This window comes from Amycolatopsis sp. NBC_01488 (genome assembly GCF_036227105.1).
Lineage (GTDB): Bacteria > Actinomycetota > Actinomycetes > Mycobacteriales > Pseudonocardiaceae > Amycolatopsis.
Map to the genome: position 1 here is coordinate 8,580,664 of NZ_CP109434.1, position 26,006 is coordinate 8,606,669.

At 71.7% G+C, this 26,006-nt stretch carries 22 protein-coding genes; 12 read left to right on the forward strand and 10 right to left on the reverse strand.

Annotated elements, in window-relative coordinates:
* Window positions 1–2: 2 nt before the first annotated feature.
* Entirely contained in the window at window positions 3–710 is a 708-nt protein-coding gene (locus OG738_RS40315; protein WP_329048991.1) for an SDR family NAD(P)-dependent oxidoreductase, read from the reverse strand.
* A gap of 118 nt (window positions 711–828) precedes the next feature.
* On the opposite strand from OG738_RS40315, the gene OG738_RS40320 reads away from it, so the two are divergent.
* Entirely contained in the window at window positions 829–1,803 is a 975-nt protein-coding gene (locus OG738_RS40320; protein ID WP_329048993.1) for a LysR family transcriptional regulator, read from the forward strand.
* On the opposite strand, the gene OG738_RS40325 is transcribed toward OG738_RS40320, so the two are convergent.
* Window positions 1,730–2,518 carry an SDR family NAD(P)-dependent oxidoreductase gene (locus OG738_RS40325; RefSeq protein WP_329048994.1) on the reverse strand — a complete coding sequence of 263 codons (789 nt, stop codon included), beginning with the start codon at window positions 2,516–2,518 and terminating at the stop codon, window positions 1,730–1,732. The two genes, OG738_RS40320 and OG738_RS40325, sit on opposite strands and share 74 nt — an antisense overlap.
* A gap of 87 nt (window positions 2,519–2,605) precedes the next feature.
* Here OG738_RS40325 and OG738_RS40330 point away from each other — a divergent pair, with 87 nt between their 5' ends.
* The 8 genes from OG738_RS40330 to OG738_RS40365 all read left to right on the forward strand — a co-directional run bounded on the left by OG738_RS40330 (window position 2,606) and on the right by OG738_RS40365 (window position 10,974).
* The gene (locus OG738_RS40330; RefSeq protein ID WP_329048995.1) at window positions 2,606–3,508 is read left to right on the forward strand and encodes a LysR family transcriptional regulator; all 903 of its coding nucleotides are present in this window, start codon (window positions 2,606–2,608) and stop codon (window positions 3,506–3,508) included.
* 478 nt (window positions 3,509–3,986) lie between these two features.
* Entirely contained in the window at window positions 3,987–4,748 is a 762-nt protein-coding gene (gene fabG / locus OG738_RS40335; RefSeq protein WP_329048997.1) for a 3-oxoacyl-ACP reductase FabG, read from the forward strand.
* Between the two features lie 5 nt (window positions 4,749–4,753).
* Window positions 4,754–5,206, forward strand: a complete 453-nt coding sequence (locus tag OG738_RS40340) for a MaoC family dehydratase (protein WP_329048998.1) — start codon at window positions 4,754–4,756, stop codon at window positions 5,204–5,206.
* 110 nt (window positions 5,207–5,316) lie between these two features.
* Window positions 5,317–6,342 (forward strand): phosphotransferase family protein, encoded by a 1,026-nt coding sequence (locus OG738_RS40345; protein ID WP_329049000.1) that lies wholly within the window; start codon window positions 5,317–5,319, stop codon window positions 6,340–6,342.
* Window positions 6,342–7,565, forward strand: a complete 1,224-nt coding sequence (locus OG738_RS40350) for an acyl-CoA dehydrogenase family protein (RefSeq protein ID WP_329049002.1) — start codon at window positions 6,342–6,344, stop codon at window positions 7,563–7,565. The genes OG738_RS40345 and OG738_RS40350 overlap by 1 nt, the downstream gene beginning before the upstream one ends.
* Window positions 7,562–8,746: an acyl-CoA dehydrogenase family protein gene (locus OG738_RS40355; RefSeq protein ID WP_329049004.1), complete on the forward strand. Its 1,185-nt coding sequence runs from the start codon at window positions 7,562–7,564 to the stop codon at window positions 8,744–8,746. Before OG738_RS40350 ends, OG738_RS40355 begins: the two co-directional genes overlap by 4 nt.
* Entirely contained in the window at window positions 8,743–9,837 is a 1,095-nt protein-coding gene (locus OG738_RS40360) for an acyl-CoA dehydrogenase family protein (RefSeq protein ID WP_329049005.1), read from the forward strand. Before OG738_RS40355 ends, OG738_RS40360 begins: the two co-directional genes overlap by 4 nt.
* Window positions 9,838–10,086: 249 nt before the next feature.
* Window positions 10,087–10,974 carry an alpha/beta fold hydrolase gene (locus OG738_RS40365; RefSeq protein WP_329049007.1) on the forward strand — a complete coding sequence of 296 codons (888 nt, stop codon included), beginning with the start codon at window positions 10,087–10,089 and terminating at the stop codon, window positions 10,972–10,974.
* A 37-nt stretch (window positions 10,975–11,011) separates the two neighbouring features.
* Here OG738_RS40365 and OG738_RS40370 read toward each other — a convergent pair whose 3' ends face one another.
* The 3 genes from OG738_RS40370 to OG738_RS40380 are packed head-to-tail and all read right to left on the reverse strand — an operon-like array spanning window position 11,012 to window position 14,299.
* On the reverse strand, window positions 11,012–11,635 hold the full coding sequence (locus tag OG738_RS40370; RefSeq protein WP_329049009.1) for a TetR/AcrR family transcriptional regulator: 624 nt from the start codon (window positions 11,633–11,635) through the stop codon (window positions 11,012–11,014).
* A gap of 43 nt (window positions 11,636–11,678) precedes the next feature.
* Window positions 11,679–12,647 carry a phosphotriesterase family protein gene (locus OG738_RS40375; protein WP_329049011.1) on the reverse strand — a complete coding sequence of 323 codons (969 nt, stop codon included), beginning with the start codon at window positions 12,645–12,647 and terminating at the stop codon, window positions 11,679–11,681.
* The gene (locus OG738_RS40380; RefSeq protein ID WP_329049013.1) at window positions 12,647–14,299 is read right to left on the reverse strand and encodes an AMP-binding protein; all 1,653 of its coding nucleotides are present in this window, start codon (window positions 14,297–14,299) and stop codon (window positions 12,647–12,649) included. The genes OG738_RS40375 and OG738_RS40380 overlap by 1 nt, the downstream gene beginning before the upstream one ends.
* Window positions 14,300–14,587: 288 nt before the next feature.
* Here OG738_RS40380 and OG738_RS40385 point away from each other — a divergent pair, with 288 nt between their 5' ends.
* Window positions 14,588–15,412: a hypothetical protein gene (locus tag OG738_RS40385; protein ID WP_329049014.1), complete on the forward strand. Its 825-nt coding sequence runs from the start codon at window positions 14,588–14,590 to the stop codon at window positions 15,410–15,412.
* Window positions 15,413–15,451: 39 nt separating this feature from the next.
* Here the strand turns inward: OG738_RS40385 and OG738_RS40390 are convergent, their stop codons facing one another.
* Window positions 15,452–18,511 carry a glycoside hydrolase family 2 TIM barrel-domain containing protein gene (locus tag OG738_RS40390; protein WP_329049016.1) on the reverse strand — a complete coding sequence of 1,020 codons (3,060 nt, stop codon included), beginning with the start codon at window positions 18,509–18,511 and terminating at the stop codon, window positions 15,452–15,454.
* A 146-nt stretch (window positions 18,512–18,657) separates the two neighbouring features.
* Between OG738_RS40390 and OG738_RS40395 the strand changes: the two genes are divergently transcribed.
* On the forward strand, window positions 18,658–19,461 hold the full coding sequence (locus tag OG738_RS40395) for an enoyl-CoA hydratase-related protein (protein ID WP_329049018.1): 804 nt from the start codon (window positions 18,658–18,660) through the stop codon (window positions 19,459–19,461).
* A gap of 58 nt (window positions 19,462–19,519) precedes the next feature.
* On the opposite strand, the gene OG738_RS40400 is transcribed toward OG738_RS40395, so the two are convergent.
* On the reverse strand, window positions 19,520–22,174 hold the full coding sequence (locus OG738_RS40400) for a lectin (protein ID WP_329049020.1): 2,655 nt from the start codon (window positions 22,172–22,174) through the stop codon (window positions 19,520–19,522).
* Between the two features lie 188 nt (window positions 22,175–22,362).
* Between OG738_RS40400 and OG738_RS40405 the strand changes: the two genes are divergently transcribed.
* A complete protein-coding gene (locus OG738_RS40405) occupies window positions 22,363–22,890 on the forward strand; it encodes a dihydrofolate reductase family protein (RefSeq protein WP_329049022.1) in 528 nt (175 codons plus the stop codon).
* 23 nt (window positions 22,891–22,913) lie between these two features.
* On the opposite strand, the gene OG738_RS40410 is transcribed toward OG738_RS40405, so the two are convergent.
* Genes OG738_RS40410 through OG738_RS40420 form a run of 3 tightly spaced genes read right to left on the reverse strand, consistent with a single transcriptional unit; the run spans window position 22,914 to window position 25,977 of the window.
* Window positions 22,914–24,461, reverse strand: coding sequence for an acyl-CoA carboxylase subunit beta (locus OG738_RS40410; protein ID WP_329049024.1), 1,548 nt, complete (start codon window positions 24,459–24,461; stop codon window positions 22,914–22,916).
* Window positions 24,458–25,228 (reverse strand): SDR family oxidoreductase, encoded by a 771-nt coding sequence (locus OG738_RS40415; RefSeq protein WP_329049025.1) that lies wholly within the window; start codon window positions 25,226–25,228, stop codon window positions 24,458–24,460. Before OG738_RS40415 ends, OG738_RS40410 begins: the two co-directional genes overlap by 4 nt.
* Window positions 25,225–25,977, reverse strand: coding sequence for an SDR family oxidoreductase (locus tag OG738_RS40420; RefSeq protein WP_329049027.1), 753 nt, complete (start codon window positions 25,975–25,977; stop codon window positions 25,225–25,227). Before OG738_RS40420 ends, OG738_RS40415 begins: the two co-directional genes overlap by 4 nt.
* Window positions 25,978–26,006: the final 29 nt, after the last annotated feature.

The window sequence follows — 26,006 nt, forward strand, 5'->3', positions numbered from 1 at the left end:
GGTCAGTGTCCCGCGCTCTGGCCGCCGTCGACGTGCAGGATCTCGCCGGTGACGAACGGCGCGCCCTCCAGGTAGACGACCGCGTCGGCGATGTCGCCGGTGTCGCCCATCCGCCCGAGCGGGTGCAGGCCGGCGAGCGCGTCGTGCGTCGAGGGAGGGTGCATCGGGGTGCGGATGATGCCGAGTGACACGGCGTTGACGCGGACACCCCGCGCGGCGTACTCGATGGCCAGGGACTTCGTGACCGCGTTCAGGCCACCCTTCGTCAGCGACGCCAGCGCCGACGGCACCGCGCTGTTCGCGTGGTCGGTCAGGCTGGTGGTGACGTTGACGACGTGCCCGCCGCCGGTCTCCAGCATCGCGGCGACGGCGCGTTGGGTGACCGTGAAGAACCCGCGCAGGTTCACGCCGGTCACGAGGTCGAAGTCGGCCTCGGTGTACTCGGTGAACGGCTTCCCGACGAAGACGCCGGCGTTGTTGACCAGCGTGTCGACGCGGCCGAACGTCGCCAGCGCCCGGTCGATCACGCGGGCGCCGACGGCCGGGTCGGCGATGTCGCCCGCGACGGCCAGGATCCCGGCGTCGCCCGGCGGGGTGATGGACCGTGAGTTCGCGACCACGGCGTAGCCGAGCTTCCGGTACGCCTCGACCACGGCCGCGCCGATGCCCTGCGAGGCGCCGGTGACGACCGCGACCTTCTGGATGTTCATGGTTCCTCCTGGTGGGTGTGCTTCCCGGACCGAGGATGTGCCGAGCGGAACCGGCCCCGCCACGACCGGCTCGCTTTCAGCTGGGAGGCCCGGGCTCCCACCGCACTAAGCTCCCGGTATGGAGCTACGCCAGCTTCGGTACTTCGTGGCCGTCGCCACCGAACTGAACTTCGGCCGGGCCGCGGAGCGGCTGCGCATCGCCGGGCCGTCGCTGTCCCAGCAGATCAAGGCGCTCGAACGCGACCTCGGCGTCCGCCTCTTCGACCGCGACCGCCGGTCGGTGACGCTCACCGAGTGCGGCGAGTCGCTGCTGCCGCGGGTCCTCGCGCTGCTGGAGCAGGCGGACGAGCTGCGCCGCGCGGCGGCCGGGATCGCCGCGCACGAGCCGGTGCGGCTGGGATACGTCAACTGGCGCCCCGCCGACCTGCTCGACCGCGTGGCGGGCGTCGCGCACCTGCACGTCGACACGTGGGTGCTGCCCTCGCACGCCCAGCTGCGCCGGGTCGCCGAGCAGAGCATCGACCTGGCGATCTGCTGGGCGCGGACGGCCGACCTGGCCGAGCACGACCTGGCGGCCCACCTGCTCGGCGCGGACCGCCTCCACGCGATCGGCACCGGGACCGCCGACGTGCCCGCGCAGGACGTCGTCGTGCTCGTCGACGACGACACCGCCAGCTGGGCGTCGTGGAACCTCTTCGCCGCGGAGTTCGCCCGGGTCACCGGCGCCGAAGTCGTGCGCACCCACGACGGCGGCGTCACCGGCCCGGCGTTCTTCGATCACGTCCGCCGGCTGCGCCGTCCGGTGCTCAACTCCCCGAAGGGCCAGACGACGCCGGTTCCGCCGGACCTCGCCCGCCGGCCGGTGACCGGGCCGGCTCCGCTGTGGACGTGGTCACTGGTGGCCCGCCGCGACGAAACCCGCGCGCCGGTCCTCGCGACGGTCGAGGCGCTCACCCGGGACGTCGCCGCGCTCGACCTCGACACCGGGTGGGTGCCCGCGGACGACCCGCACGCGGCGCTCAGCCGAACGCCCGCACCGCCACGTCCTGCCACGCGGTCCACGTCTTCAGCCGCTCCTGGTACTCCTCGGTGACCGCGGGCAGCGACTTGCCGAGGAACATCCGCAGCGGCGGGTCGGCGGCGTCGACGAGCGCGAGGATCGCCGCCCGGGTGGCGTGCGGGTCGCCGACGTCCCAGTGGCCTTCGCCGGCGGCCGGGTAGTCCGGGTTGGGTGTGCTCCGCCGCGAGCCCACGCTCAGCCAGTCGGTCGCGTACGGCCCCGGCTCCAGGTTGGTGACGTGGATGCCGAACTCCGCGACTTCCTGCGCCAGCGACTGGGAAAGGCCTTCCAGTGCCCACTTCGACGCGTGGTAGGCGCCGATGCCCGGGAACGCGAGCACGCCGCCCTCGCTGGTGACCTGGACGATGTGCCCGCGACGCTGCGCGCGCAGGATCGGCAGCGCCGCCTGCGTGACCCAGAGCGCGCCGAAGAAGTTGGTCTCCAGCTGGGCGCGGACGTCGTCTTCGCCGAGTTCCTCGACGCGGCCGAAGTGGCCGTAGCCGGCGTTGTTGACCACGACGTCCAAGCCGCCGAAATGGTCTGCGGCGCGCCGGACCGCGGCGAACGCGGCGTCGCGGTCGGTGACGTCGAGCTCGAGCGGGAGGACCGCGTCGCCGTACCGCTCGGCGAGGTCGTCGAGGTCAGCAGGAGTGCGTGCGGTGGCGGCGACCCGGTCGCCGCGGTCGAGGGCGGCTTCGGTCCAGTGGCGGCCGAAGCCCTTCGAGGAGCCTGTGATGAACCAGATCATGCTTCCATGCTGGGAGCTCCAAGCCATGAGCACCAGCGATGTCTGCTCATGACTGCCATGCGGTCTGCTCATGGCTAAGCTGCCGGGATGGGAGAAGTGACGCTGACCGGCTTGCGAGTCGTCCGCGAAGTGGCGGCCACGGGCTCGTTCACCGCGGCGGCCGCGTCGCTCGGCTACACGCAGTCCGCCATCTCGCGGCAGGTCGCGATGATGGAAGCCGCCGCGGGCACGGCGTTGTTCGAGCGGCACGCCCGCGGCGTACGGCCGAGCCCGGCCGGGGCGCTCCTGGCCCGGCACGCCACCACCGCGCTCGCCGTCGTCGACACGGCGGAGCAGGAACTGGCGGGCCTGCGCGACCGGCTGGCGGGGCGGCTGTTGATCGGTGTCTTCCCGGCCGCGGCGGCGGTCCTGGTCCCCCGCGCGCTCGCCGTCCTGCGCACCCGGCACCCCGGGCTGGTGGTCACCCTCGACGAGGGGGCGACCCCGGCGCTGCTCGCGCGGCTGCGCGGCGGGCGCACCGAGGTCGTGGTGATCGGGGTCGGCGAGGGGCTGCCCGGCTACGACCTCGCGGGCCTGCACCAGGACGTCCTGACCGAGGACGACCTGCGCGTCGCCGTCCCGGCCGGGCACCGGCTCGCGCACCGGCGGCCGGTGGACGTCGCCGACCTGCGCGACGAGACGTGGATCGTAGGCCGCGGCGGCCGCGGAGAGCCGCAGTTCGGCGCGTGGCCGACCCTGGACGAACCCCGGGTCGGCCACGCGGTCCGCAGCTGGACGACGCGGCTGGGGATGGTGGCGGCCGGGCTGGGGATCGCGCTGCTGCCGGGCGTGGCGGCCGCGTCGGTACCGGCGGGGGTCGTGGTCGTCCCCGTCGAGGATCCGGCCTGGCGCGGCCGATCGGCGGTCGTGCTCACCCGGCCGGGCCGCTCGGCGGGCGCCACCGCGGTCGTCGACGCCCTCCGCGAGCAGGCCGCCGAGATGCGCGGCTGATCACCGGCTTCCCGGCCACGCTTTCGCCCACGCCGCCGACGGCAGCGTCGACCTCGCCCGGATCGCCGCGGAGCTGGACACCTGCGAACCCCGGGCCAGCGACCTGGACCCGCGAGCACTCGTCGAGTGCCTGTTCTTCGGCCCGTGGGCCGTCAGCCCGCGCTTGAGCACATCCTCGACAAGCGTGCTCGCGTGCCCGGCCGCGCCCCTCGCGCCGTCGAAGTGGTTCGGCCGGGCGGTTCACCACCTCGAAGTCACCGATCCGCCGGTACGCGACCCGCCGACCCCGGTGTGACGTTGGCCACCGGCCTTCCCCGGCGCCCGCGGCTTCCTCGGCAAACCCGGTCAGCCCAGGCGGAAGCCCCGAAATCTGCGTACGTTGGCAGCGCGATACGGGCCGTTACCCGTATCGTCCGTGACCAACCGCTTAGTAGGCTCGTGGGCACGAGCCCGCTTCTCAACGACGAGGAGGTCCCCCGTGACCGATTCCCCTTCCCGTGTCGCCGTGGTCACCGGTGCCGGCCGCGGCATCGGTGCCGCCGTCGCGGCGCGGCTGGCCGAGGACGGCTTCGCCGTCGGGCTGCTGGACCTGGACGAGGCCGGCGTCAAGCAGGGCGCCGAGGCGATCGTGGCCAAGGGCGGCAAGGCCGTCGGCGTCGCGCTGGACGTCAGTGACGCCGAGCAGGTCGAGGCGGCCGTCACGCGCGTCGCCGACGAGCTGGGCCCGCCGGTCGTGCTGATCAACAACGCCGGCATCACCCGCGACAACCTGATCTTCAAGATGACCGAGCAGGACTGGGACTCCGTCCTCGGCGTGCACCTCAAGGGCTCGTTCCTGATGACCCGCGCGGTGCAGAAGTACATGACGCAGGAGAAGTACGGCCGGATCGTCAACCTCTCCAGCACGTCCGCGCTGGGCAACCGCGGCCAGGTCAACTACTCCGCCGCGAAGGCCGGCATGCAGGGCTTCACCAAGACCCTCGCCATCGAGCTGGGCAAGTTCAACGTCACCGCCAACGCGATCGCGCCGGGCTTCATCGCCACCGACATGACCGCCGCGACGGCCGAGCGGCTCGGCATGGGCTTCGAGGAGTTCAAGGCCGCGGCCGCGTCGCAGATCCCGGTGCAGCGCGTCGGCACGCCCGACGACATCGCGAACCTGGCCTCGTTCCTGGTCAGCGAAGGCGCCGGGTTCGTCTCCGGCCAGGTCATCTACGCCGCCGGCGGACCGAAGGACTGAGGGCGATGCGCGAGTTCGAGAACCTGGACGCCTTCGCCGCCGCGGTCGGCGAGCACCTCGGGTACAGCGAATGGCTCAAGGTCACCCAGGACCGGGTGAACCAGTTCGCCGACGCCACCGACGACCACCAGTGGATCCACGTCGACGAGCCGATGGCGACCGCGGGCCCGTTCGGCGGCACCATCGCCCACGGCTTCCTGACGCTGTCGCTGCTCTCGGCGTTCGGCCCGAAGATCTACCGCGTCAACGGGATCAAGATGGGGATCAACTACGGCCTCAACAAGGTCCGCTTCCCGCAGCCGGTGCGGGTCGGCTCGAAGGTGCGCGCCGGCGCCGAGCTGGCGGAGATCACCGACATCCCGGGCGGCAAGCAGGCGGTGTCGAAGTGGACGGTCGAGATCGACGGCGAAGCGAAGCCCGCCTGCGTCGCCGAATGGGTGACGCGGTTCCTGGCCTGACGCCGCGTGGCGAGCGGCGCTTTCCCGGTGAAGGTGCCGCTCGCCACGCGCACTATGCGTCATACCGACTAGTCGGTATGCTCCCGTCACACCGTGCTTGAGGAGGCTGGATGAGCCGCACCGACCCGCCGGGACTCGACCTGGGCCGCCTGCGCGCCCACCTGGACGCGCACCGGCCCGGCCTGGTAGCCGGGGAGCTGACCGCCGACGTCGTGGAGGGCGGCCGGTCGAACCTCACCTACGTGGTCGGCGACGGCCGGTCGCGCTGGGTGGTGCGCCGGCCGCCGCTCGGGCACGTGCTGCCCACGGCGCACGACATGAGCCGCGAGTTCCGGGTGATCTCGGGTCTGCGCGACACCGCGGTTCCGGTGCCCGAAGCGATCCTGCTCTGCGAGGACGCCGACGTCGTCGGGGCGCAGTTCTACGTCATGAGCTTCGTCGACGGCACGCCCTACCGGACCGCCGACGAACTCGCGGAACTCGGCGAGGACCGCACCCGGGCGATCGCCGACGCGCTGGTCGACACGCTCGTCGACCTGCACGCGGTCGACCCGGCCGCCGTCGGCCTTGGCGACTTCGGCCGTCCGGAGGGCTTCCTGGAGCGGCAGCTGCGCCGGTGGAAGAAGCAGCTCGACGCGTCCCGCAGCCGCGACCTGCCGGGCATCGAGGAGCTGCACGACCGGCTCGCCGCGGCGGTGCCGGTGTCCGGGACGCCGTCGATCATCCACGGCGACTACCGCCTGGACAACGTGCTGGTCGACGGCGACGACCGGATCTCGGCGGTGCTCGACTGGGAGATGTCGACGCTGGGCGACCCGTTGACCGACCTCGCGCTGCTGGTGGCCTACGCCGAGCGCGACAAGGTGTCGCTGCAGTTCGTCTCGAACGCCAGCTCGGCGCCGGGCTACCCGACGACCGACCAGGTCGTCGCGCGCTACGCCGAACGCTCGGGGCGGGACGTCTCGCAGCTGAACTGGTACGTCAGCTTCGCGTTCTTCAAGCTGGCCGTGATCCTCGAAGGCATCTACTACCGCTACCAAAAGGGCCAGACGGTCGGGGCGGGCTTCGAGGGCGTCGGGGCCGGCGTTCCGCTGCTCATCACGCACGGCAACGAGATTCTCAAAGAGGAGAAGTAATGGACTTCGCGTTCGACGAGAAGACCGAGGAGCTGCGCGGGAAGCTCCTCGAGTTCATGGACTCGCACATCTACCCCGCCGAGCCGGTGTTCGAGCAGCAGCTCGCCGAACGTGACGACCCGTGGGCCATCCCGCCGGTCATGGACGAGCTCAAGGCCGAAGCGCGCAAGCGCGGCCTCTGGAACTTCTTCCTCCCCGGCGAGCACGGCGCGGGCCTGACGAACCTGCAGTACGCGCCGCTGGCGGAGATCACCGGCCGCAGCATCCGGCTCGCCCCGACCGCGGTCAACTGCGCGGCCCCGGACACCGGGAACATGGAAGTGCTCTCGATGTTCGGCAACGAGCAGCAGCAGAAGCAGTGGCTGGAACCGTTGCTGAACGGCGAGATCCGCTCCGCGTTCGCGATGACCGAGCCGGACGTCGCCTCCTCCGACGCCCGCAACATCGAGACCAGCATCCGCCGCGACGGCGACGAGTACGTCGTCAACGGCCGCAAGTGGTACATCTCCGGCGCGATGAACCCCGCGTGCAAGATCTTCATCGTGATGGGCAAGACCGACCCGGACGGCCCGCCGCGCAAGCAGCAGAGCATGATCCTGGTCCCCCGCGACACTCCGGGCGTCACGGTCAAGCGGGGCATGCACGTCTTCGGCTACGACGACAGCGACCACGGCGGCCACGCCGAAGTCCTCTTCGAAGACGTCCGCGTGCCGGTCGAGAACCTGATCGCCGGTGAGGGCGACGGCTTTGCCATCGCGCAGGCGCGGCTCGGGCCGGGCCGCATCCACCACTGCATGCGCGCCATCGGGATGGCCGAGCGGGCGCTGGAACTCATGTGCCGCCGCGCGATTTCCCGTGAAGCGTTCGGCAAGTCGATCGCGCAGCAGGGCGTCGTCCAGGACTGGATCGCCGAGTCGCGCGTGAAGATCGAGCAGCAGCGGCTGCTCGTGCTCAAGACCGCGTGGCTGATGGACACCGTCGGCAACCAGGGCGCGCACACCGAGATCCAGGCGATCAAGATCTCCACCCCGAGCACCGTCGAGTGGATCCTCGACAAGGCCGTGCAGGTGCACGGCGCGGGCGGCGTCAGCCAGGACTTCCCGCTGGCAGCGATGTGGGCGGGCAACCGCACGCTGCGGCTGGCCGACGGGCCGGACGAGGTCCACAAGCGCTCACTCGCCCGGCGTGAGCTGAAGAAGTACCTCTCGGAGGGCGCGAAGTGACTGTCACCGCCGAAGACCTGAGCCGCCAGGCGACCGAGTTCCTGGCCGCGCACGACCCCAAGACGACCGACCCGATGGACTTCCTGCGGGCCCGGTTCGACGCCGGTCTCGCGTGGATCCACTTCCCCGCCGGGCTCGGCGGGCAGAACGCGCCGCGCGCCCTGCAGTCCGTTGTGGACGATGTGTTCGCGGACGCGGGTGCACCGGACAACAACCCGCGCCGGATCGGCATCGGCCTCGGCATGGCCGCGCCGACCATCCTCGCCTTCGGCACGCCGGAGCAGCGCGAGCGCTACCTGCGTCCACTGTGGACCGGCGAGGAGGTGTGGTGCCAGCTGTTCTCCGAGCCGGGCGCCGGCTCCGACCTCGCGGCGCTCGGGACGCGGGCGGTGCGCGACGGCGACGACTGGATCGTCACCGGCCAGAAGGTGTGGACCTCGGGCGCACACGAGTCGCAGTGGGCGATCCTGGTCACCCGCACCGACCCGGACGTGCCGAAGCACCAGGGCATGACGTACTTCCTGTGCGACATGACCGCGCCGGGTGTCGAGGTCCGGCCGCTGCGCCAGATCACCGGCGAGGCCGAGTTCAACGAGGTCTTCCTGACCGACGTCCGGATCCCGGACACGCAGCGCCTCGGCGCGGTCGGCGAGGGCTGGAAGGTCGCGCAGACGACGTTGATGAACGAGCGCGTCGCGATCGGCGGGCACGTCCAGCCGCGCGAGGGCGGGCTGATCGGCATCGTCGCGAAGACCTGGCGCGAACGGCCCGAGCTGCGCACGCCGGAGCTGCGTGACCGCCTGGTGCAGCGCTGGGTCGAAGCGGAGACGCTGCGGCTGGCCGGCACCCGGCTGCGCCAGCAGCTGACGGCGGGCGCGCCCGGGCCGGAGGGCTCGGCCATGAAGGTCGCGTTTTCGGAGCTGAACCAGGCGCTGACCGGCCTGGAGGTCGAACTGCTCGGCGAAGAGGGCCTGGCCTACGACGACTGGACGTTCCGGCGCCCGGCGATCGTCGACTTCACCGGCCGCGAAGCCGGCTACCGCTACCTGCGCGCCAAGGGGAACTCCATCGAGGGCGGCACCTCGGAGGTCCTGCGCAACATCATCGCCGAGCGCGTGCTGGGGCTGCCCTCGGAACCGCGCGTCGACAAGGACGTCGCCTGGAAGGACCTCCCCCGATGAGTGACCTGCTCTATTCCGACGTCGAAGAAGACCTGCGAGCCTCGGTCCGGGACCTGTTGAAGGACAAGGCTTCGGCGGAGGCGCTGCTGGCGCGCGTCGAGACGGCCGAGGGGTACGACCTGAAGCTGTGGCGCACGCTGGCCGAAGAGGTCGGCGTGGCCGGGCTGGCGGTGCCCGAGGAACTGGGCGGGCACGGCGCGTCGGCCCGCGAGGTGGCCGTGGTGGCCGAGGAGCTGGGTCGCAGCGTCGCGCCGGTGCCGTTCCTGGGCAGTGTCGTGCTGGCGACGACGGCGCTGGTCCGCGCGGGCGCGGGCGGGTTCGTCCGGCGGCTCGCGACGGGGTCGGCGATCGGTGCGCTGGCCGTCCCGTTGTCGACGGCACCGGGCGCGGGTTTCCCGTCGTCGGTGACGGCGTCGCCGTCCGGCACGCTTTCCGGCCGGGTGGGCACGGTCGCCGACGCGTCGGTGGCGGACCTGCTGGTCGTGCCGGCCGCGGGTCCGGACGGGCCGGGGCTGTACGTGGTCGAGGCGTCGGTGGCGACGGTGTCGGAGCTGGTGTCGTTCGACCTGACGCGCCGGGTGGCCGACGTGGTCCTGGACAACGCCCCGGCGGTGCTCGTGGCGTCGGGTCCGGACGCGGCCTCGGCGCTGGAGGAGGCCCTGCTGGCCGGGGCCGGGATCCTGGCGTCGGAGCAGACCGGCGTGGCCGAGTGGGCGTTGACGGAGACGGTGTCGTACCTGAAGGGCCGCTACCAGTTCGGGCGGCCGGTCGGCGGGTTCCAGTCGCTGAAGCACCGGCTGGCGAACCTGTACACGGACCTGGTGCTCGCCCGGGCGGCGGCGCGGTATGCGGCCGATTCCCTGGCGACGGGCACGGACGTGCCGATCGCGGTGGCGGTGGCCCAGGCCCGGGTGGCCCCGATCGCGGTGCGGGCGGCGGAGGAGGCGATCCAGCTCCACGGCGGCATCGGGATGACGTGGGAGCACCCGGCGCACCTGTACTTGAAGCGGGCGAAGGCGGACGAGCTGGCGCTGGGGACACCCGGCAAGCACCGGGCCCGGCTGGCCGAGCTGGTGGACCTGCCGGCCTGAGCAGGACGGCGACGGGCTGCGAGCGAGCGGTCTGCCGCGGCGGGGTCGTGAGTGGGAAACAGGGTTAGAACGCGGTTTCCCACTCACGACCGTCGGGCCCCCCGTTCGTGAATAGTATTCAGCTTTTTTCGCATTTTCGCTCATCTGAGCGAAAATTCTGTGAGCCAGGCCACTCGAGAGGCAAAAGGGTGGCAAAAGTGCCCCGCTTCCCATGGTTCTCCCCACCCGTCGCGATCTAGCCTGGGCGCCATGGAATTCGCCGTCGCGCCGACGGAGGCCGGGGCGCCCGCCGCGTTGGAGGAATTGACCGTCGTCGTCGGCGGTCGGCGGCACAGCGCGCTCGCAGCCGGGCCCGAATCGGGAGAGCTCGTCCTGCTGCTGCACGGCTGGCCCGAATTCGCCGACGCCTGGACAGAGCAGCTGCACGCCCTCGGCGAGGCCGGCTACCGCGCCCTGGCCGTCGACCAGCGGGGCTACGCCCGTCACGCGCGCCCCGACGGCGTCGAGCACTACTCGATCGACCACCTCGTCGGGGATGCCCTGGCCTTCGCCGACAGCCAGGGCGCCGACCGGTTCCACCTGGTCGCGCGCGACTGGGGCGGCATGGTCGCCTGGGCGCTCGCCACCGCGCACCCGCACCGGCTGCGGTCGCTGAGCGTCCTCTCCACGCCGCACCCGTCGGCCCTGCAGCGCGCGGCGGCCACCGACGACGGGCAGTTCCACGACCTCGGCTACATCCGCTTCTTCCGCCGCGGCGTCGGGAAAGCCGAGAAATTCCTCTTACGCGACGAAGGCGCGCAATTACGCGCTGTCTACAACCGCCGGATTCCGGTCGCATTCGTCGAGCGCGCCGTCGAACGCCTTTCCGAACCGGGTGCGCTCACCGCGACGCTGAATTGGTACCGGGGCGCCACGAACGACGTATTCGACGTCCCGGCCGGCCGCATCACCGTCCCGACCCTCTACCTGTGGGGCAGCGAGGACCCGTACCTCGGCCAGAGCGCCGCGGAGCTGACGGTCCACCACATCGACGCCGAGTACCGCTTCCAGATCGTCGAGGGCGCCAGCCAGTGGATGGCGATGGAGGTCCCCGACGAGGTCAGCGCCCTCCTGCTGGACCACCTCCGGCGTTACTAGCCGATCTCGCGCACCAGCCCCGGCGCGCGAGGGTCACCTAGCCAGGTGGCCTGAGCGCGTCCAGGAGCAGGTCCGCGTAGTGGTCGCCGACCTGGCGTGCCGACAGCGTCCCGCCGCGGCGGTACCACGACCCGAGGTGGTGGACCGACCCGAAGAAGAAGTCGACGACCACGTCGGCCGGCTTGTCCGTGCGGAACTCGCCCGACGCCTGGCCTTCCTCGACCAGGCCGCGGAAGCGCTCGTGGTACTTGCGGCGCTCGGCGCGCACCGCCTTCTGCTTGTCCGGCGACAGCTGGTGCATCGACTGCAGGAAGATCGTGTTGTCGTCCAGGTTGTCGATGCTCGACACGACGACGTCGGACGCGGCGGCGCCGAGGCGTTCGCGCAGCGGGGCGCTCGACGAGGCGACGCTCTCCAGCTGGCGGGTCTGCTCGCGCAGGACGCGGGCGTAGATCTCGTAGAGCAGGTCGTCCTTCGAGCCGAAGTAGTGGTACATCGCGCCCTTGGTGACGCCCGCGGCCTCGACGATCTCCTGGACGGACGTGCGGTCGAAGCCCTTCTTGGCGAACAGCTTCGTGGCGTGCTCCAGCAGCCGGCGCGGCACGGCGGCCTGGTCGTCGCCGGCCGCCTCGCCCGGCTTCCGGGTGCTCGCTCGGGTCACGGCGAGTACCCCCTCTCCGAGTGTGAAGGCACAGGATAACGGCTCAGTCCCGCCAGGACAGGAACCGCCGCGGGTTGTCCACGAGCATCGTCGTGATGTCCGTTTCGGACACCCCGCGCTCCCGCAGTGCGGGCAGCACGTCGCGGGTGATGTGCAGGTAGTGCCAGTTCGGCGTGAGCACCGGCAGCTGGTCGGCGGGCAGCCAGTCGATGTAGCAGGACGCGTCGTGCGAGAGCACCATGCTGCCCGCGTAGCCGCGCTCGCACAGCGCCGCGACCGTGTTCACCCGCTCCTCGAACGGCAGCAGCAGGTCGAGGCCGAAGCGGTCCATCCCGAGCAGCGACCCGCGGTCGGCCAGCTCGGTCAGGTACCCGAGGTCCGCCGAGTCGCCGGAATGCCCGATCAGCACGTTGCCCAGGTCGACGCCCTCGTCTTCGAAGATCTTCTGCTGCTCCAGCCCCCGCCGGGTGCCCGCGTGCGTGTGGGTCATGATCGGCGCGCCCGTCTCGGCGTGCGCCTTAGCGACCGCCCGCAGCACGCGTTCGACGCCGGGGGTCACGCCGGGTTCGTCGGTGGCGCACTTGAGCAGCCCCGCCTTGACGCCGGTGCCGGCGATGCCCTCGCGGATGTCCCCGACGAACATCCCGACGAGCGGGTCCTCGCCCTGCAGCGTCGTGCCGGGCCCGCGGAAGTGCAGGTAGTGCGGCACGTCGTTGTACGTGTAGAGCCCGGTCGCGACGACGATGTTGACCTCGACCTCGGCGGCGACCCGCTGCACGCGCGGGATGTAGCGGCCGAGGCCGATCACCGTCGGGTCGACGATCGTGTCGATCCCGGCGTCCTTCAGCTCCTTGAGCCGCCGGATCGCCTCGGGGACGTGCTCGTCCTCCTTGAACCCGTCGTGGTCCGGGTAGTTGGCGACGAATTCCGGGCTGAGCACGAAGAGGTGCTCGTGCATCAGGACCTTGCCCAGCGCTTCCGGCGCGATCGCGCCGCGGACGGTCTCGACCATCAGCCCCTCGCCCGGAGTTCACGGCGCAGGATCTTGCCGCTCGTGGTCTTCGGCAGCTCGTCGAGGACTTCGACGGTGCGCGGGTACTTGTAGGCGGCGAGCCGCTCCTTGCACCAGGCGACCAGTTCCGCCGGGTCGGCGGTCGCGCCCGGCGCGGGACTGACGTACGCCTTGACCGTCTCGCCGCGGTACTCGTCGGGGATCCCGACGACGGCGGCCTCGCGGACCGCGGGGTGCGTGTACAGGACGTCTTCGACCTCGCGCGGCCAGACCTTGAAGCCGGACGCGTTGATCATGTCCTTCTTGCGGTCGACGACGTAGACCCAGCCGCGCTCGTCCATGAAGCCGATGTCGCCGGTGAGCAGCCGCCCGCCGGGCAGCGCCTCGGCCGTCGCGTCCGGGCGGTTCCAGTAGCCGGAGACGACCATCGGGCCCTCGACGGCGATCTCGCCCGCCTGCCCGAACGGCAGTTCTTCGCCGTTCTCGCCGAGGATCCGGACGATCGTGTCCGGCACCGGCAGGCCGATCGAGATCGTGCCGGACGCCGGGTCGATCGGCGCTTCCCGCTCGCTGGGTACCGCGACGCAGCCCGCGGTGGTCTCGGTGAGGCCGTAGCCGTTGTGGATGTAGTGGCCCGTCTTTTCGCGGAACGCCTCGACGACCGCCGGGGGCAGTGCGGCGCCGCCGGAATAGAGCATCTTGAACGACGCGAAGTGCTCGCGACTGAAGTCCGGATGAGCCATCAGCGCCATGTAGGCCGTCGACGGGCCGACGGTGTAGAACGGCTGGTGCTCGAGGAAGGCGTCGAGCACCACGCCGGGCTCGAAGCGGTAGGCCAGCACGAGGGTGCCCTCGATGTCGATCGCCGACGCGATCTCGCAGACCATCCCGGTGATGTGGAACAGCGGGGCGAGGCCGAACAGCGTCGCCCGGTCGCCGAGCCCGCTGAAATCGCTGAGCGCGCTCGCGTTGGTGCCGATGTTGCCGTGGGTGTTGGTGGCGCCCTTGGGGGTGCCACTCGTGCCGGAGGTGTAGCTGATCAACGCCGTGTCGTCGAGCGCGAAGGCGGGTTCGGGCGGCTTCGGGCCCGGGGTGGCGGCGGCTTCGAGGAGGTCGGTGGCGCCCGGTGTCTCTTCGCGGGTCACCTTGCCCAGCACGCGTTCGTCGTTCCGCGTCTGGAACTCCAGCTCGCTGGTGGTGAGCGCGATGCCGACGCCGTTCGCGGCCGCGGTCTCGCCGATGTAGGCGTTCCAGCCGCGCTGCGAGCAGACGACCGCCTTGACGCCGGCGTCGGTGAAGACGTGGGTCAGCTCGCGCTCGCGGTACATCGGGTTGACCGGCACGACGATCCCGCCGGCCTTCCACGCGCCGAGCAGCGCGATGACGAACTGCGGGATGTTCTGCAGCACCAGGGCGAGCCGGTCGCCGCGTGCGAAGCCGTGCTGCGCCAGGTAGCGCGCGACGCCGTCGGAAAGCTCGTCGACCTCGCGGTAGCTCAGCCGCGCGTCGAAGTACGCGATCGCCGCCCGGTCGGGGACGCGGTCCACCGCACGGCGGAACGACTCGGGCAGTGTCGTCGGCTCGGCCGGTTCGGCATTCCGCGCTCGTTCGTCGTAGCTCGCGAGCCAGGGCTTCGCGTCGTACCAGCTCATCCAGTGACCTCCCTTGGACACCGACCGGTCGGTATGCCGACGCTAGGAGGCCGGCGCGGTCCGCGTCAAGACCCGGCTTCCGCGGGGAAATGCAGACCTCGCCTTTCACCCTCGAATACGGACGCCGGTTCGAAATGGTTCACCTTCTCTCCTTTTTTCCCTTCGCCCTGGACAAATCCCTGGTGGAGCCGCCACGATAGCCTCCGCGGCCGGTTCGGCCGCGCCATTCGGAACAACCGCGCGCTGCCCGTGTGGACCCTCTATGTTCACGCTAACTTGGAGTGATTCATGCCTGCTACCGGTGGACGACACCGCCTCTCGCGGCGGACGAAGATCGCGACGGCGGCCCTCGGCCTCGGGATCGCGGCCGGGGCGCTGGTGATCGCGACGACCGTCGGCGACCCCGGCGCCGCCAACGCCGCCGGCGCGGCCCCGTCCGGGCAGATCACCTGCCCCGACGTCGCCTCGCAGCTGCCCGCCATCCCCGCCAAGGCCCAAGCCGAGGTCCAGCGCAACCTGGACCTGCTGAACACGCAGATCAGCGAGGCGAACAACCGGCTCGTCACCACCGTGGGCCAGGGTGGCCCGAACTTCGTCCAGAACGCGATCCTCGGACCGCTGAAGGACAAGCGCGTGTCGACGATCGACCGGATCGCCATCGCCATCGGCCGTCAGGGCCAGAAACCGCAGGGCCTCGACAGGCTGGCCACGTGCTCGCTGGGCGGCCAGGCGAACACCGGAACCGGCACCGGAACCGGGGCGGGCACCGGCGCGGCCCCGGCGTCGACGGCACCGGCGGCGGGCACGGGCACCACCGGCACCGCGGCCGGCCAGATCACCTGCCCCGACGTCGCCTCGCAGCTGCCCGCCATCCCCGCCCAGGCCCAAGCCGAGGTCCAGCGCAACCTCGACCTGCTGAACACACAGATCGCCGAAGCCAACAACCGGCTCGTCACCACGGCCGGGCAGGGCGGCCCGAACTTCGTCCAGAACGCGATCCTCGGACCGCTGGAAGACAAGCGCGTCGCGACGATCAACCGCATCGCCACGGCGATCGGCCGCACCGCCGCCAAGCCGCAGGGCCTCGACGCACTCGCCCCCTGCACCCGCTGACCGGCTCGTGAGTGAGAAACAGTGTTCTAACGCTGTTTCTCACTCACGAGCGGTGAGGGCGCTGATGCGGAGGAACGTCCTGGCCGTCATCGTGATCCGGACTTCGGTAGTAGTGGCCGGATCGAACTCGAGCGTCGTCGGGTCGTTCGATCCGCTCCCCCACGTCACCTTCAGGTTCCGCACCGGCTCCCACCCCCGCGCGGTGCGGCAGGCGACGTCGACGCCGTCCGGCCGGCCGTGGGTCGCGTCCAGGACGAAGTTCGCCGTGATCGCGCTGAGCCGCCGGGCCGCGGGCCACGCGAGCGACACCCAGTCCTGAGCGCGCGGGCGGCTCACCGCCGGCAGCGTCGCCGTCGCCTGCTTGACGTAGAAGTTCGACCAGCCCGTGGCGAGGTCGCCGTCCAGCATCGCGGCCGGGAGCGTGTCCGGGGCGCCCGAGTAGCTCGCGTCCGCCGCCGCGAACGCCGGGCTGTCCGGCCGCTCGACGGCTCGGGCACCAGGGCCGTTGCGCTGCCCGAGGTTCGTGCCCGGCACCGTGATCGTTCCCGGAGACAGGCCCGGCGCGCTCGCCGTGACGGTGATCGGGCCCCGGCCGCCGGTCGCGGCGACGACGGCGACGGCCTGGCCGTGGAACGCGGGAATCGTCGGCTGCTGGTAGCCCTGCGCGAGTTCCTGCCGCCCGTTGTCCACCCCGGCGATCCGTCCCGGCCCGCGGACGGCGAACCGCAGCACCGGCTCGGCGCCGGGCACGACGATCCCGTGCGCGTCCACGACGGACGCCGTCACGAACGCCATCGCGCCCTCGCCGCGTGGTTCGGCGCTCAGCGTGACCGCGCGCGGCGGCCCGGCCGTGACCAGCCGGTCCCGGGCCACCTCCCGGCCGCCGGAAGTGGCGATCGCGGTGAGCGTGCCGGGCTCGAAGGGCACGGTCCAGGTCAGGTGCAGCTTGCCGGTGCCGCCGTTCGGGCTGGTGTAGCTGCCGGACGGGGCGTTCTTGTCGTCGCCTGCCGGCTCGCTCGTCTCGAGGTACGGCCGTCCGTCCACAGTGGTCTTGCGAGCGAACTTCTTCACCCCGAGCGACCGTCCGTTGAGGACCAGCTCGACGGTGTCCACAGTGGAATAGACCCAGACCGCGACCGGCTCGCCGGGGCGGTGGGTCGTCCAGTCCATCGGCGTCAGGTGCACCATCGGCGCGGTCGTCCACTGGCTGCGGAAGAGGTGGAAGGCGTCCTTGGGCAGGCCCGCGCTGTCGACCGCGCCGAAGAACGACGTCTTGACCGGGAAGACGTCGTACGGCGTCGGCTCGCCCAGGTAGTCCTGGCCGGCCCAGAGGAACTGGCCCTGGCAGAACTTCCGGTCGCGGTCCTTCTTCAGCGAGTACTCGCCGCTGAACGTCCAGGAGGCCAGGTTGTTGTCGTACGACGACGTCGCCCGCTTGCCCGGCGTGTGGTTCTCCCCCGTGTTGAGCAGGTCCGGGTCCTGGTACGCCCCGCGCGTCGAGGTCTCCGACGACGACTCGGACTCGAAGAAGAACTTGTCCGGGTACCGCGCGTGCAGCCCGTCGATCGACTGGGCGGTGTTGTAGTTGACGCCGAGGCCGTCGAGCTGCTTCAGGATCAGGTCCTGCGGCGAGCCGGGCGCGGGCACGCTCCGGTAGCGGTCCGAGCCCATGACCACCGGCCGGGTCGGGTCGATCCCGCGGACCGTCGCGATGAGCCCCGCCGCGATGGCCGGGCCGCCGGCCATCGACGCGTCCGGCACCTCGTTGCCGATCGACCACAGCACGACCGCGGGCGAGTTCTTGGCCGCGTGGACCATTTCGGCGATGTCGCGCGCGCTCCAGGCGTCGAAGTCGCGGTGGTAGTCGAACTCGACCTTCCCGGTGCGCCAGCAGTCGAACGCCTCGACCATCAGCAGGATCCCGAGCCGTTCGCAGACGGCCACCAGCTCCGGGGCGGGCGGGTTGTGCGCGGTGCGCAGCGCGTTGACGCCCATCGCGAGCATCAGCCGCAGCTGGCGCTCCAGCGCGGCGTAGTCGATCACCGCGCCGAGCGGCCCCTGCGTCGCGTGGAGGTTGACCCCGCGCAGCTTCGCCGGGACGCCGTTGAGCGAGAACCCGTGGTCGGGGTGGAATTCGGTGTACCGGAAGCCGAAGTCCGCCGTGGTGGTGTCGAGCACGCGCCCGGCGACGACTTCCGTGGTCACGCGGTACAGCCGGGGCTTCTCGACCGACCACAGCTGCGGACTGCCGACGCTCTGGGTGGTGATCGCCGTGGCCGTCTGCCCGGCGGCGACGGTCACGGTCGTCACGCCTTTCGCCGCCACCCGGCCGGCCGGGTCGGTGACCGTCGTGCGCACCTCGGCCGTCACCGGGGCGGCGGAGTCGTTCGCGACATCGGTGGCCACGCGCACGGTGCCGCGGCCCGCGGCGATGTCCGGGGTGGTGACGAACGTGCCGTGCCGGGCGACGTGCACCGGCTCGGTGACGACCAGCCGGACGCGGCGGTAGATGCCGCTGCCGGAGTACCAGCGGCTGCTGGGCAGCGGGTTCACCGCCCGCACGGCCAGGACGTTCGGCGTCCGGCCGTCGGTGTGCAGGCGGCCGGTGAGGTCGAAGGCGAAGCCGGTGTAGGCGTACGGGTGGTTGCCGAGCAGCTCGCCGTCGAGGTAGACGTGCGCGTCCGAGTAGACGCCGTCGAACTCGACCGACACGCGGCGGCCGGCGAGCGACGGCGGCAGGGTGAACGTCCGGCGGTACCAGCCGAGGCCGCCGCGGAAGAAGCCGGACCCGCTGTCGGTGCCGGTTCCGGTGGGCGGGAGCTCGATGCTCCAGTCGTGCGGGACGTCGACGACCGCCCAGCCCGAGTCGTCGTAGCCGGGGTTCGCGGCGTCGGCGAAGCGGCCGTCCGGGTCGGTGACGCCGTCGGGGTTCGCGAGGGCGAACCGCCAGCCGGCGCCGAGGTCGGTCTCCCGGCCGGTGACGGCCAGGTCCGGCCGGGTCAGTGCGTCGGCGGCCCGGGCGGCGGGCGCGAGGGCCGAGGTGAGCGCGGCGGCGCCGACGCCGCCGAGGACCAGGCGTCTGCTGGGGGTGTACGGCATCGGGCAGGTCCCTTCCGGCGGCGCTGGTGCGGGCGGAAAGCACTATTGCACAAGGATTTCCGCGCAGCCAAAGGGTTCGACAATTTCGAACTGGCGGTGTGCCAAGCGACCGCTTAGTATGGTCTCCGACCCTCGAGGAGGCGGCCTTGACCGAGTCCACAGTGGACGGTGTGCGGTACGCGGCGGACGGCCCGGTCGCCACGCTGACGTTCGACAAGCCGGACCGCAGCAACGCGATGGACGTCCCCATGCAGGTCCGCTACGGCGGGCTGCTGCGCCAGGCGGACGCCGACCCCGGCGTCCGGGCGGTGGTCGTCACGGGCGCGGGCAAGGCGTTCTGCCCGGGCGCCGACCTGGGCCTGCTCGACGACCTCGCGGCGGCGCCCCCGGCGTCCGGAAGCGGCCACGAGAACTTCCGCGACGTCCTGGCGGCCTCGTCGGTGGGGGTCCCGGTGGTGGCGGCGATCAACGGCGGCTGCGCGGGCCTGGGCTTCGTGATCGCCTGCTCGGCGGACGTCCGGTTCGCCGCGGCGGGCGCGAAGTTCACCACGGCGTTCTCCCGCCGCGGGCTGATCGCGGAGTACGGGATCGCGAAGCTCCTGCCGTCGCTGGTGGGCGAGGGCCGGGCGCGCGACCTGCTGCTGTCCGGGCGGACGTTCACGGCGGAGCAGGCGCTGCAGTACGGACTGGTCCAGGAGGTGGTCCCGGCGGAGGAGCTGCCGCTGCGCGCCCACGCGTACGCGACGGAGCTGGCGACGTACAGCGCGCCGAGGTCCATGGCGGTGATGAAGGCGCAGTTCACCCGGGAGGCCCTGCTGCCACTGGACGAAGCGGCGCGAGAGGCGACAGCGCTGATGATCGAGTCGTTCGGCCGTCCCGAGCTGGCCGAGGGGCTGGCCAGCTGGAACGACCGCCGGGAACCGAAGTTCCCACCCCACCCGGCGGAGTGACCCGGCCGCGGCTCGCCGTGAGTGGTGGTCCGGTGCCGGACCACCACTCACGACCGCGTCAGCCGCGGGTCCAGCTCTGGGCCGCGCTCTGGTTGCAGTCGTAGATCTGCAGCTGTGTCCCGTCGGTCGTGGTGCTGCCCGGGTCGTCCAGGCACCTGCCCGACTGGGGGTTCACCAGTGCTCCCGCGGTGCCCGCCTGCCACTTCTGGGCTCCGGAGCTGTTGCACTGCCACAGCTGGACCTTCGTGCCGTTCGCCGTGCCGCTGTTGCTCACGTCCAGGCAGCCGCCCTGGGCCTGCAGCGAGCCGTCCGCTGCCGAGAACCACTTCTGGGCTCCGGTCGAGTTGCACGTGTACAGCTGGACGTGCGTGCCGTTGCCCGTGCCGCTCTGCGCCACGTCCGCGCACTTGCCCGCGAGGCCCGACGTCAGCGGGCCCAGGTGCGGCAACGTCCCGTTGTACGACGGCGGCGGGCTCGAAGCCGCCCACGACGTGTTCGCCGAGGTTCCCAAGGTGAACGCCAGGGTCCCGCCCGAACCCAGCGCCGACGTCGGCACGTACGCGCTGTTCCACGCCGAGCCGTTCCACGTGGCGCTCTGGACGTACGGGGCGTTGTCCGCCGCCGCCGGGGCGTTCACCGTCAGCGTGGTGCCGCTCGGCAACGTCACCACCGCCTGCGTGAACAGCGGGCTGCCCAGCGCCAGGTCGGCCGTCCCCGGCGTCATCGGGTAGAAGCCCAGGGCGGAGAACACGTACCACGCGCTCATCGCGCCGAGGTCGTCGTTGCCGGCCAGCCCGCCCGGCGCGTCGGTCCAGATCTGGTCCTGGACCTGCCGGACGACCTTCTGCGTCTTGTACGGCTGCCCGACGTAGTCGTACTCCCACGGCAGCTCGAGGCTCGGCTCGTTGCCGAGGTCGGCCTGCGACCCGCCGCTGCCGTGGAACCCGGCCAGCACGCTGTCGAGGTAGCTGACCAGCGACGCGTTGCCGCCGCGCGCCGCGGCGAGGCCCGCCACGTTGAACGGCACCATGCCGGTGTACTGCCAGGACGTGCCCTCGACGAAGTTCGAGCCGCTGGCCGGGTCGAAGCCGCCGGTCCAGGCGCCGCTCGCGTCCTTGGGCTGCATGAACCCGCTGGAGGAGTTGAAGGTGTTCTTCCAGTTCTGCGCGCGGCCCGCGTAGAACGCCTGGTTCGCGGTGTCGCCCAGCGCCCCGGCGAACGCCGAGAGCGCGAAGTCCGCCGTGTCGTACTCCAGCTGCGTCGAGACCGGGCCGTAGAAGTTGCAGCACTGGTAGGTGCCGTTGGCCGGGAGGTAGCCCGGGGCGTTCAGGGCGTTGAGCCCCGGCCGGACGTTGTTGAGCACGCTTGCTTCCTTCAGCATCGCCTGCAGGGCCGCCGACGTGTCGAAGTTCCGCGCCCCGAAGGCGTAATAGCTCGCGAGGATCGCGGTGCCGGGGTCACCGACCATGACGTAGGTCTCGCCGTTGTTCTGCGCCCACTTGGGCAGCCCGCCGCCCTGGGCGTAGTCGGCGACCATCGACTGCGCGATGTCGCTCGTCTGCGACGGCGCCAGCAGCGCGGTCAGCTGCGCTTGCGTGCGGTAGATGTCCCAGCCGGAGAAGTTGGCGTACTGCGCCGAGTGTCCACTCGCGACGGTGTGCACCTGGTTGTCGAACCCGATGTACTGCCCGTTGCGGTCGGAGAACACGTTGGGGTGCAGCAGCGAGTGGTAGAGCGCGGTGTAGAAGACGCGTTGCTGCGCCGCGGTGCCGCCGGCGACCTGGATCCGGCCGAGCAGGGAGTTCCAGCCGTCGTGCGCGGCCTGCTTGGTCGCGGCGAAGTCGAACGCCGGGATGTCGGCCGCGCGGTTGTCGACCGCGTTGGCGACCGAGACGTAGGAGATGCCGACCTTGGCCTGCACCGTGCGGTTGGTCGTCGTGTCGAACCGGACGTACGCGCTGCCCGGCCCGGCGTCCGGCGCGGCCTTGGCCGTCGCGGCTCCGTGCAGCTTCCCGGGTGCCGCCTTCGGGGTCACCGCGGCGGCCGCGGCCGTGCCGCTCGAGCTGAACGGCCGGTCGAAGACGACGTCGAAGTAGAGGGTGTAGGTGAAGCCCGCGCCGCAGAAGTGCCCGGACGTGACCGAACCGGACACCTCGGTCGGGCTGACCACCGTCCACGTCTGGTTCGACGTGCCGTTCTGGCTGCCGTTGAGCTTGAACTGCAGGTTGGCCTGGGACGTCGACGGGAACGTGAACCGGCCGATCCCGGACCGCAGCGCGGCGGCCAGCTCGGTGTTGACCCCGTTGCCGAGGTTCACCGAGTAGGCGCCCGGGCTCGCGGATTCGTTGCCGTGGCTGAAGGACACGGTCGCGCCGGTGTTCACCGCGCCGACCGTCGGCAGGATCGGGACGTCGCCGTCGGCGCCGCAGCCGGGGCCCGACAGGTGCGTCAGGCTGAACCCGGTGACGGACGAGTCGTTGTACTCGTACCCGCCGCCGTCGGGACGGCTGGGCGTGTCGGGGCTCCACTGGAGCATGCCGAACGGGGCGTCCGCGCCGGGGAAGTCGTCGGCGGCGTTGGACGTGCCGATGAAGGGGTTGACCAGCGACGCGGGATCGGTGACCAGTTGCGCCGCGGAGGCGGGAACGGGGATCAGCCCGGCCAAGGCCAGGACGGTCGCGGCGGACAGCCGCATGAGGGTACGCAAGACCATGACACTTGTCCTTCGCCATTGAGCACAAGTTCAGCCAGCGATCCGGAACGGTCCTCGCGCGCTGACACCGTTGTCAACGGTCCGTGGTGATCCTGTCGCGTTCCGGACACGACCGGGTGAAGCCGATGACTTTTCCGGCCGCCGCCGTCAGTACTGAAGTCCGCGAAACCGGCTCGAGGAGACCCACGATGGCGAAATTGCTCTACGGCTTCAGCTGCTCGGTCGACGGCTTCGTCGCCGGCCCGGGCGGCGACATGTCCTGGCTGACCCCGTACCTCGGCCCGGACCCGCTGGTCGACGAGCTGATCCCGGAGATCGGCGCGCTGCTCGTCGGGCGCCGGACGTTCGGCGGCGACGACCCGCACCGCGGCGGTGAAGGCGAGGGCAAGCCGTTCGGCGGCGGCTGGGAGGGCCCGCAGTTCGTGCTCACCCACCGCCCCGCGGCTCCGGCACCCGGGATCACGTTCGTCGACAACCTTGTCGGCGCGGTCGACGCGGCGAAGGCGGCGGCGGGCGAGAAGTACGTCAACGTCCTCGGCGCCGACGTCGCCCGGCAGTGCCTCGAAGCCGGCCTGCTCGACGAGATCCTCGCGCTGCCCGTGCCGGTACTGCTCGGCGACGGCGTCCGGATGTTCGACTACCCCGGCGGCAAGGCCGTCGCGCTCGAAGTGCTGCGGCCGAACTGGTACCGGGTCGTGAGTGAGAAACAGGGTTAGCACACTGTTTCTCACTCACGACCCTAGGGCCGCGTGCCGAACGACGGGCCGCCGAGCAGCTTCGGCAGCACCGCGTAGGCGTCCGGGACCCAGTCGCACAGCCGGGCGCGGGTTTCGCGCGGGTCGATGACGTCCTCGACCGAGAACCGCTCCGCGGTGCGGAACGGCGACCGCACGGCGTCCAGGCGCGCGCGGATCTCCTCGATCCGCGCCGCCCGGTCGTCGGCGACGTCGAGTTCCGCGCGGTAGGCCGCTTCGATGCCGCCCTCGACCGGCAGCGAACCCCAGTCGCCGGACGGCCACGCCCAGCGGCGGACCAGGCGGTGGCGGTTGACCTGGCCCGCGCCGCCGACGCCGAACACGCGCCGGACGATCACCTCGGCCATCGGCACCCGCGCCTGGTAGACCGCCGTCACCGCGCGGGCGCCGTGGCGGATCGCGCCCGCGCGTTCGGCGGCCGCGCCGATCACCATGCCCGCCTGGTCGGTCAGCGACACGAGCGGCAGGTGGAAGGTCTCGCAGAGGTCGACGAGCCGCGTCATGACGTCGGCGCCTTCGGGCGTCAGGGTCGCGCCGCGGTAGGGATCGGTGGCCAGTACGCCGACCGGGTGGCCGTTCAGCCGAGCCAGCCCCGCGTACGCCGAGCCACCGGACACGGCGTAGTCGAACACCGAGCCGTCGTCGAAGACACCGTCGAGCAGCGACCGCAGCCGGTAGGGGTGACGGCGGTTGCGCGGCACCAGCGACAGCAGTGCCTCGGCACGCCGATCCGCGGGGTCCTCTGTGGACGACACCGGCGGTAGTGCGTCCACAGAGGACGGAAGGTAGGACAGGAACTGCTTCGCGACGGCGAAAGCCTCGGCCTCCGACGCCACGATCCGGTCGACCGCGCCGCTGCGCCGGTGGACGTCGGCGCCGCCCAGCTCCTCCTTGGTGAGATCCTCCCCCGTCGCGTGCTTCACCACCGGCGGCCCGGCGACGAACAGCTGCCCGGCGCCGTCGACCAGGACGTTCAGGTGGGACATCACCGCCCGCGCGGCGCCGAGCCCGGCGACCGGGCCCAGGCAGAGCGCGACCACCGGCACCGTCGAGAGGTTGGCCACCACGAGGTCCCAGCCGGGGTTGACCGGGACGTAGGTGAACCCGTGCTGCTCCAGCATCTTGACGCTGCCGCCGCCTCCGGTGCCCTCGATCAGCCGCACCAGCGGCAGCCCGAGCTCGTTCGCGAGCCGCTCGGCGTGGACCTGCTTCTCCATGATCGCCGCGTCGGCGGCACCACCGCGGACGGTGAAGTCGTCGCCGCCGATGGCCACCCGGCGGCCGTCGAGCTTCGCCGTCCCAATGATGAAGTTGGCCGGGGTGAACGACTCCAGCGAGCCGTCCACATAGGACGCCGTACCGGCCAGCGCGCCGATTTCGTCGAAGCTGCCGGGGTCGACGAGGGCGGCGATCCGCTCCCGGACCGTCGAGCGTCCGGCGGCGTGCTGCCGGGCCACCTTCTCCGGCCCGCCCATGCGCTCGGCGAGCTCGCGGCGCCGCGCGATCTCGTCGACCTCCGGCTGCCAGTTCATTCGGCCTCGAGGGCCGCTTCGACCTTGCGCTGCAGCTTGTTCATCCCGCCGAGCCAGCGGTCGGTCTGCGTCGCGCGGGCCGCGTAGTAGTCCGCGACCTCGGGGTGGGGCAGCACGAGGAACTGCTTCGCGTCGATGGCCGCGAACAGCGCGTCCGCGACCTGCTCGGGCTCGATCGCCGACGCGCCCATCAGCAACTGGCCGGCGGTGCCGGTGCTCTCCAGCATCGCGGTGCGCACGCCCTGCGGGCAGATCGCCTGCACGGTGATGCCGCGGTGCCGGTAGGTCGCCGACAGCCACTCGGCGAACGCGAGTGCGCCGTGCTTGGTCACCGAGTACGGCGCCGAGCCGAGGCTGGTGAGCAGGCCGGCGGCGGACACCGTCGCGATGAAGTGGCCTTGGCCGCGTTCGAGCCACGCGGGCAGCAGCAGGTTGGCCGCGCGGACGTGCGCCATGACGTTGACGTCCCAGGTGCGCGCCCAGACCTCCTCGGGGCTTTCCGCGCCACCGAAGGGCGCGATGCCCGCGTTGGCACAGAAGACGTCGATCTCGCCGAGGGTCTCGCGGGCGCTGTCGATCAGCTTCGCGACGCCTTCGGGGCTCGCGACGTCGCCCGCGAACGCCGTCCCGTTGACCTCTTTCGCGATTTCCGCGGCCTTGTCGCCGTCGAGGTCGGCGACGAGCACCTGGGCCCCGCCGGCGGCGAAGCGGCGGGCCAGCGCGGCGCCGATGCCGCCGCCACCCCCGGTGACGACGACGCCGGTCACAGGCCACCGCCCAGGGTCACGCCGCCGTCGAGGACCATGGTCTGGCCGGTGATCCAGCCCGCGTCGTCGGACAGCAGGAACGCGACGGCGCCGGCGATGTCGGCCGGCACGCCGAGGCGCTTCATCGGGTAGGCCGCGGAGACCTCTTCCTCGCGGCCTTCGTAGAGCGCGGTGGCGAACTTGGTCTTGACGACGGCGGGCGCGACGGCGTTGACCCGGATCTTCGGGCCCAGCTCGGCGCCGAGCTCGACGGTCAGCCGGATCAGCGCGGCCTTGCTGACGCCGTACATGCCGATGCCGGGCGACGCGCCGAGGCCCGCGACGGAGGCGACGTTGACGACGGCACCGCCGTGCTCCCCCATCCACGCGTCGCGGGCACGCTTGGTCCAGCCGAGCGGCGCGAGCACGTTGACGCCGAGGATCTTCGCCGCGGCGGCGGGGTCGATGTCGAGGGTCGGGCCGTAGACGGGGTTGATGCCGGTGTTGTTGACCAGGTAGTCGAGCCGGCCGAAGGTCTCGATCGTCTTCGCGACGGCCTCGTCCTGGTGGTCGGTGTCGTCGGCCTTGCCGGGCACGAACATGGCGACGTCGGGGCCGCCGAGGGAGTTGACGGCCTCTTCGAGGGCCTCGGGCTTGCGCGCGGTGATGCACACCTTGGCCCCGCGCTCGACGAGCGTCTTCGCGATCCCGAGGCCGATGCCCCGGCTGGCCCCGGTGACGATCGCGACGCGATCCTTGAACGAGTTCACGGCTGTGTGTCTCCTTCGCGGTGTGGTAC

Coding starts and splice junctions, on each gene's coding strand:
- OG738_RS40315 (WP_329048991.1), bottom strand. CDS start 710: ATGAACATCCAGAAGGTCGCGGTCGTCACCGGCGCCTCGCAGGGCATC.
- OG738_RS40320 (WP_329048993.1), top strand. CDS start 829: ATGGAGCTACGCCAGCTTCGGTACTTCGTGGCCGTCGCCACCGAACTG.
- OG738_RS40325 (WP_329048994.1), bottom strand. CDS start 2,518: ATGATCTGGTTCATCACAGGCTCCTCGAAGGGCTTCGGCCGCCACTGG.
- OG738_RS40330 (WP_329048995.1), top strand. CDS start 2,606: ATGGGAGAAGTGACGCTGACCGGCTTGCGAGTCGTCCGCGAAGTGGCG.
- OG738_RS40340 (WP_329048998.1), top strand. CDS start 4,754: ATGCGCGAGTTCGAGAACCTGGACGCCTTCGCCGCCGCGGTCGGCGAG.
- OG738_RS40345 (WP_329049000.1), top strand. CDS start 5,317: ATGAGCCGCACCGACCCGCCGGGACTCGACCTGGGCCGCCTGCGCGCC.
- OG738_RS40350 (WP_329049002.1), top strand. CDS start 6,342: ATGGACTTCGCGTTCGACGAGAAGACCGAGGAGCTGCGCGGGAAGCTC.
- OG738_RS40360 (WP_329049005.1), top strand. CDS start 8,743: ATGAGTGACCTGCTCTATTCCGACGTCGAAGAAGACCTGCGAGCCTCG.
- OG738_RS40365 (WP_329049007.1), top strand. CDS start 10,087: ATGGAATTCGCCGTCGCGCCGACGGAGGCCGGGGCGCCCGCCGCGTTG.
- OG738_RS40375 (WP_329049011.1), bottom strand. CDS start 12,647: ATGGTCGAGACCGTCCGCGGCGCGATCGCGCCGGAAGCGCTGGGCAAG.
- OG738_RS40380 (WP_329049013.1), bottom strand. CDS start 14,299: ATGAGCTGGTACGACGCGAAGCCCTGGCTCGCGAGCTACGACGAACGA.
- OG738_RS40385 (WP_329049014.1), top strand. CDS start 14,588: ATGCCTGCTACCGGTGGACGACACCGCCTCTCGCGGCGGACGAAGATC.
- OG738_RS40390 (WP_329049016.1), bottom strand. CDS start 18,511: ATGCCGTACACCCCCAGCAGACGCCTGGTCCTCGGCGGCGTCGGCGCC.
- OG738_RS40400 (WP_329049020.1), bottom strand. CDS start 22,174: ATGGTCTTGCGTACCCTCATGCGGCTGTCCGCCGCGACCGTCCTGGCC.
- OG738_RS40405 (WP_329049022.1), top strand. CDS start 22,363: ATGGCGAAATTGCTCTACGGCTTCAGCTGCTCGGTCGACGGCTTCGTC.
- OG738_RS40410 (WP_329049024.1), bottom strand. CDS start 24,461: ATGAACTGGCAGCCGGAGGTCGACGAGATCGCGCGGCGCCGCGAGCTC.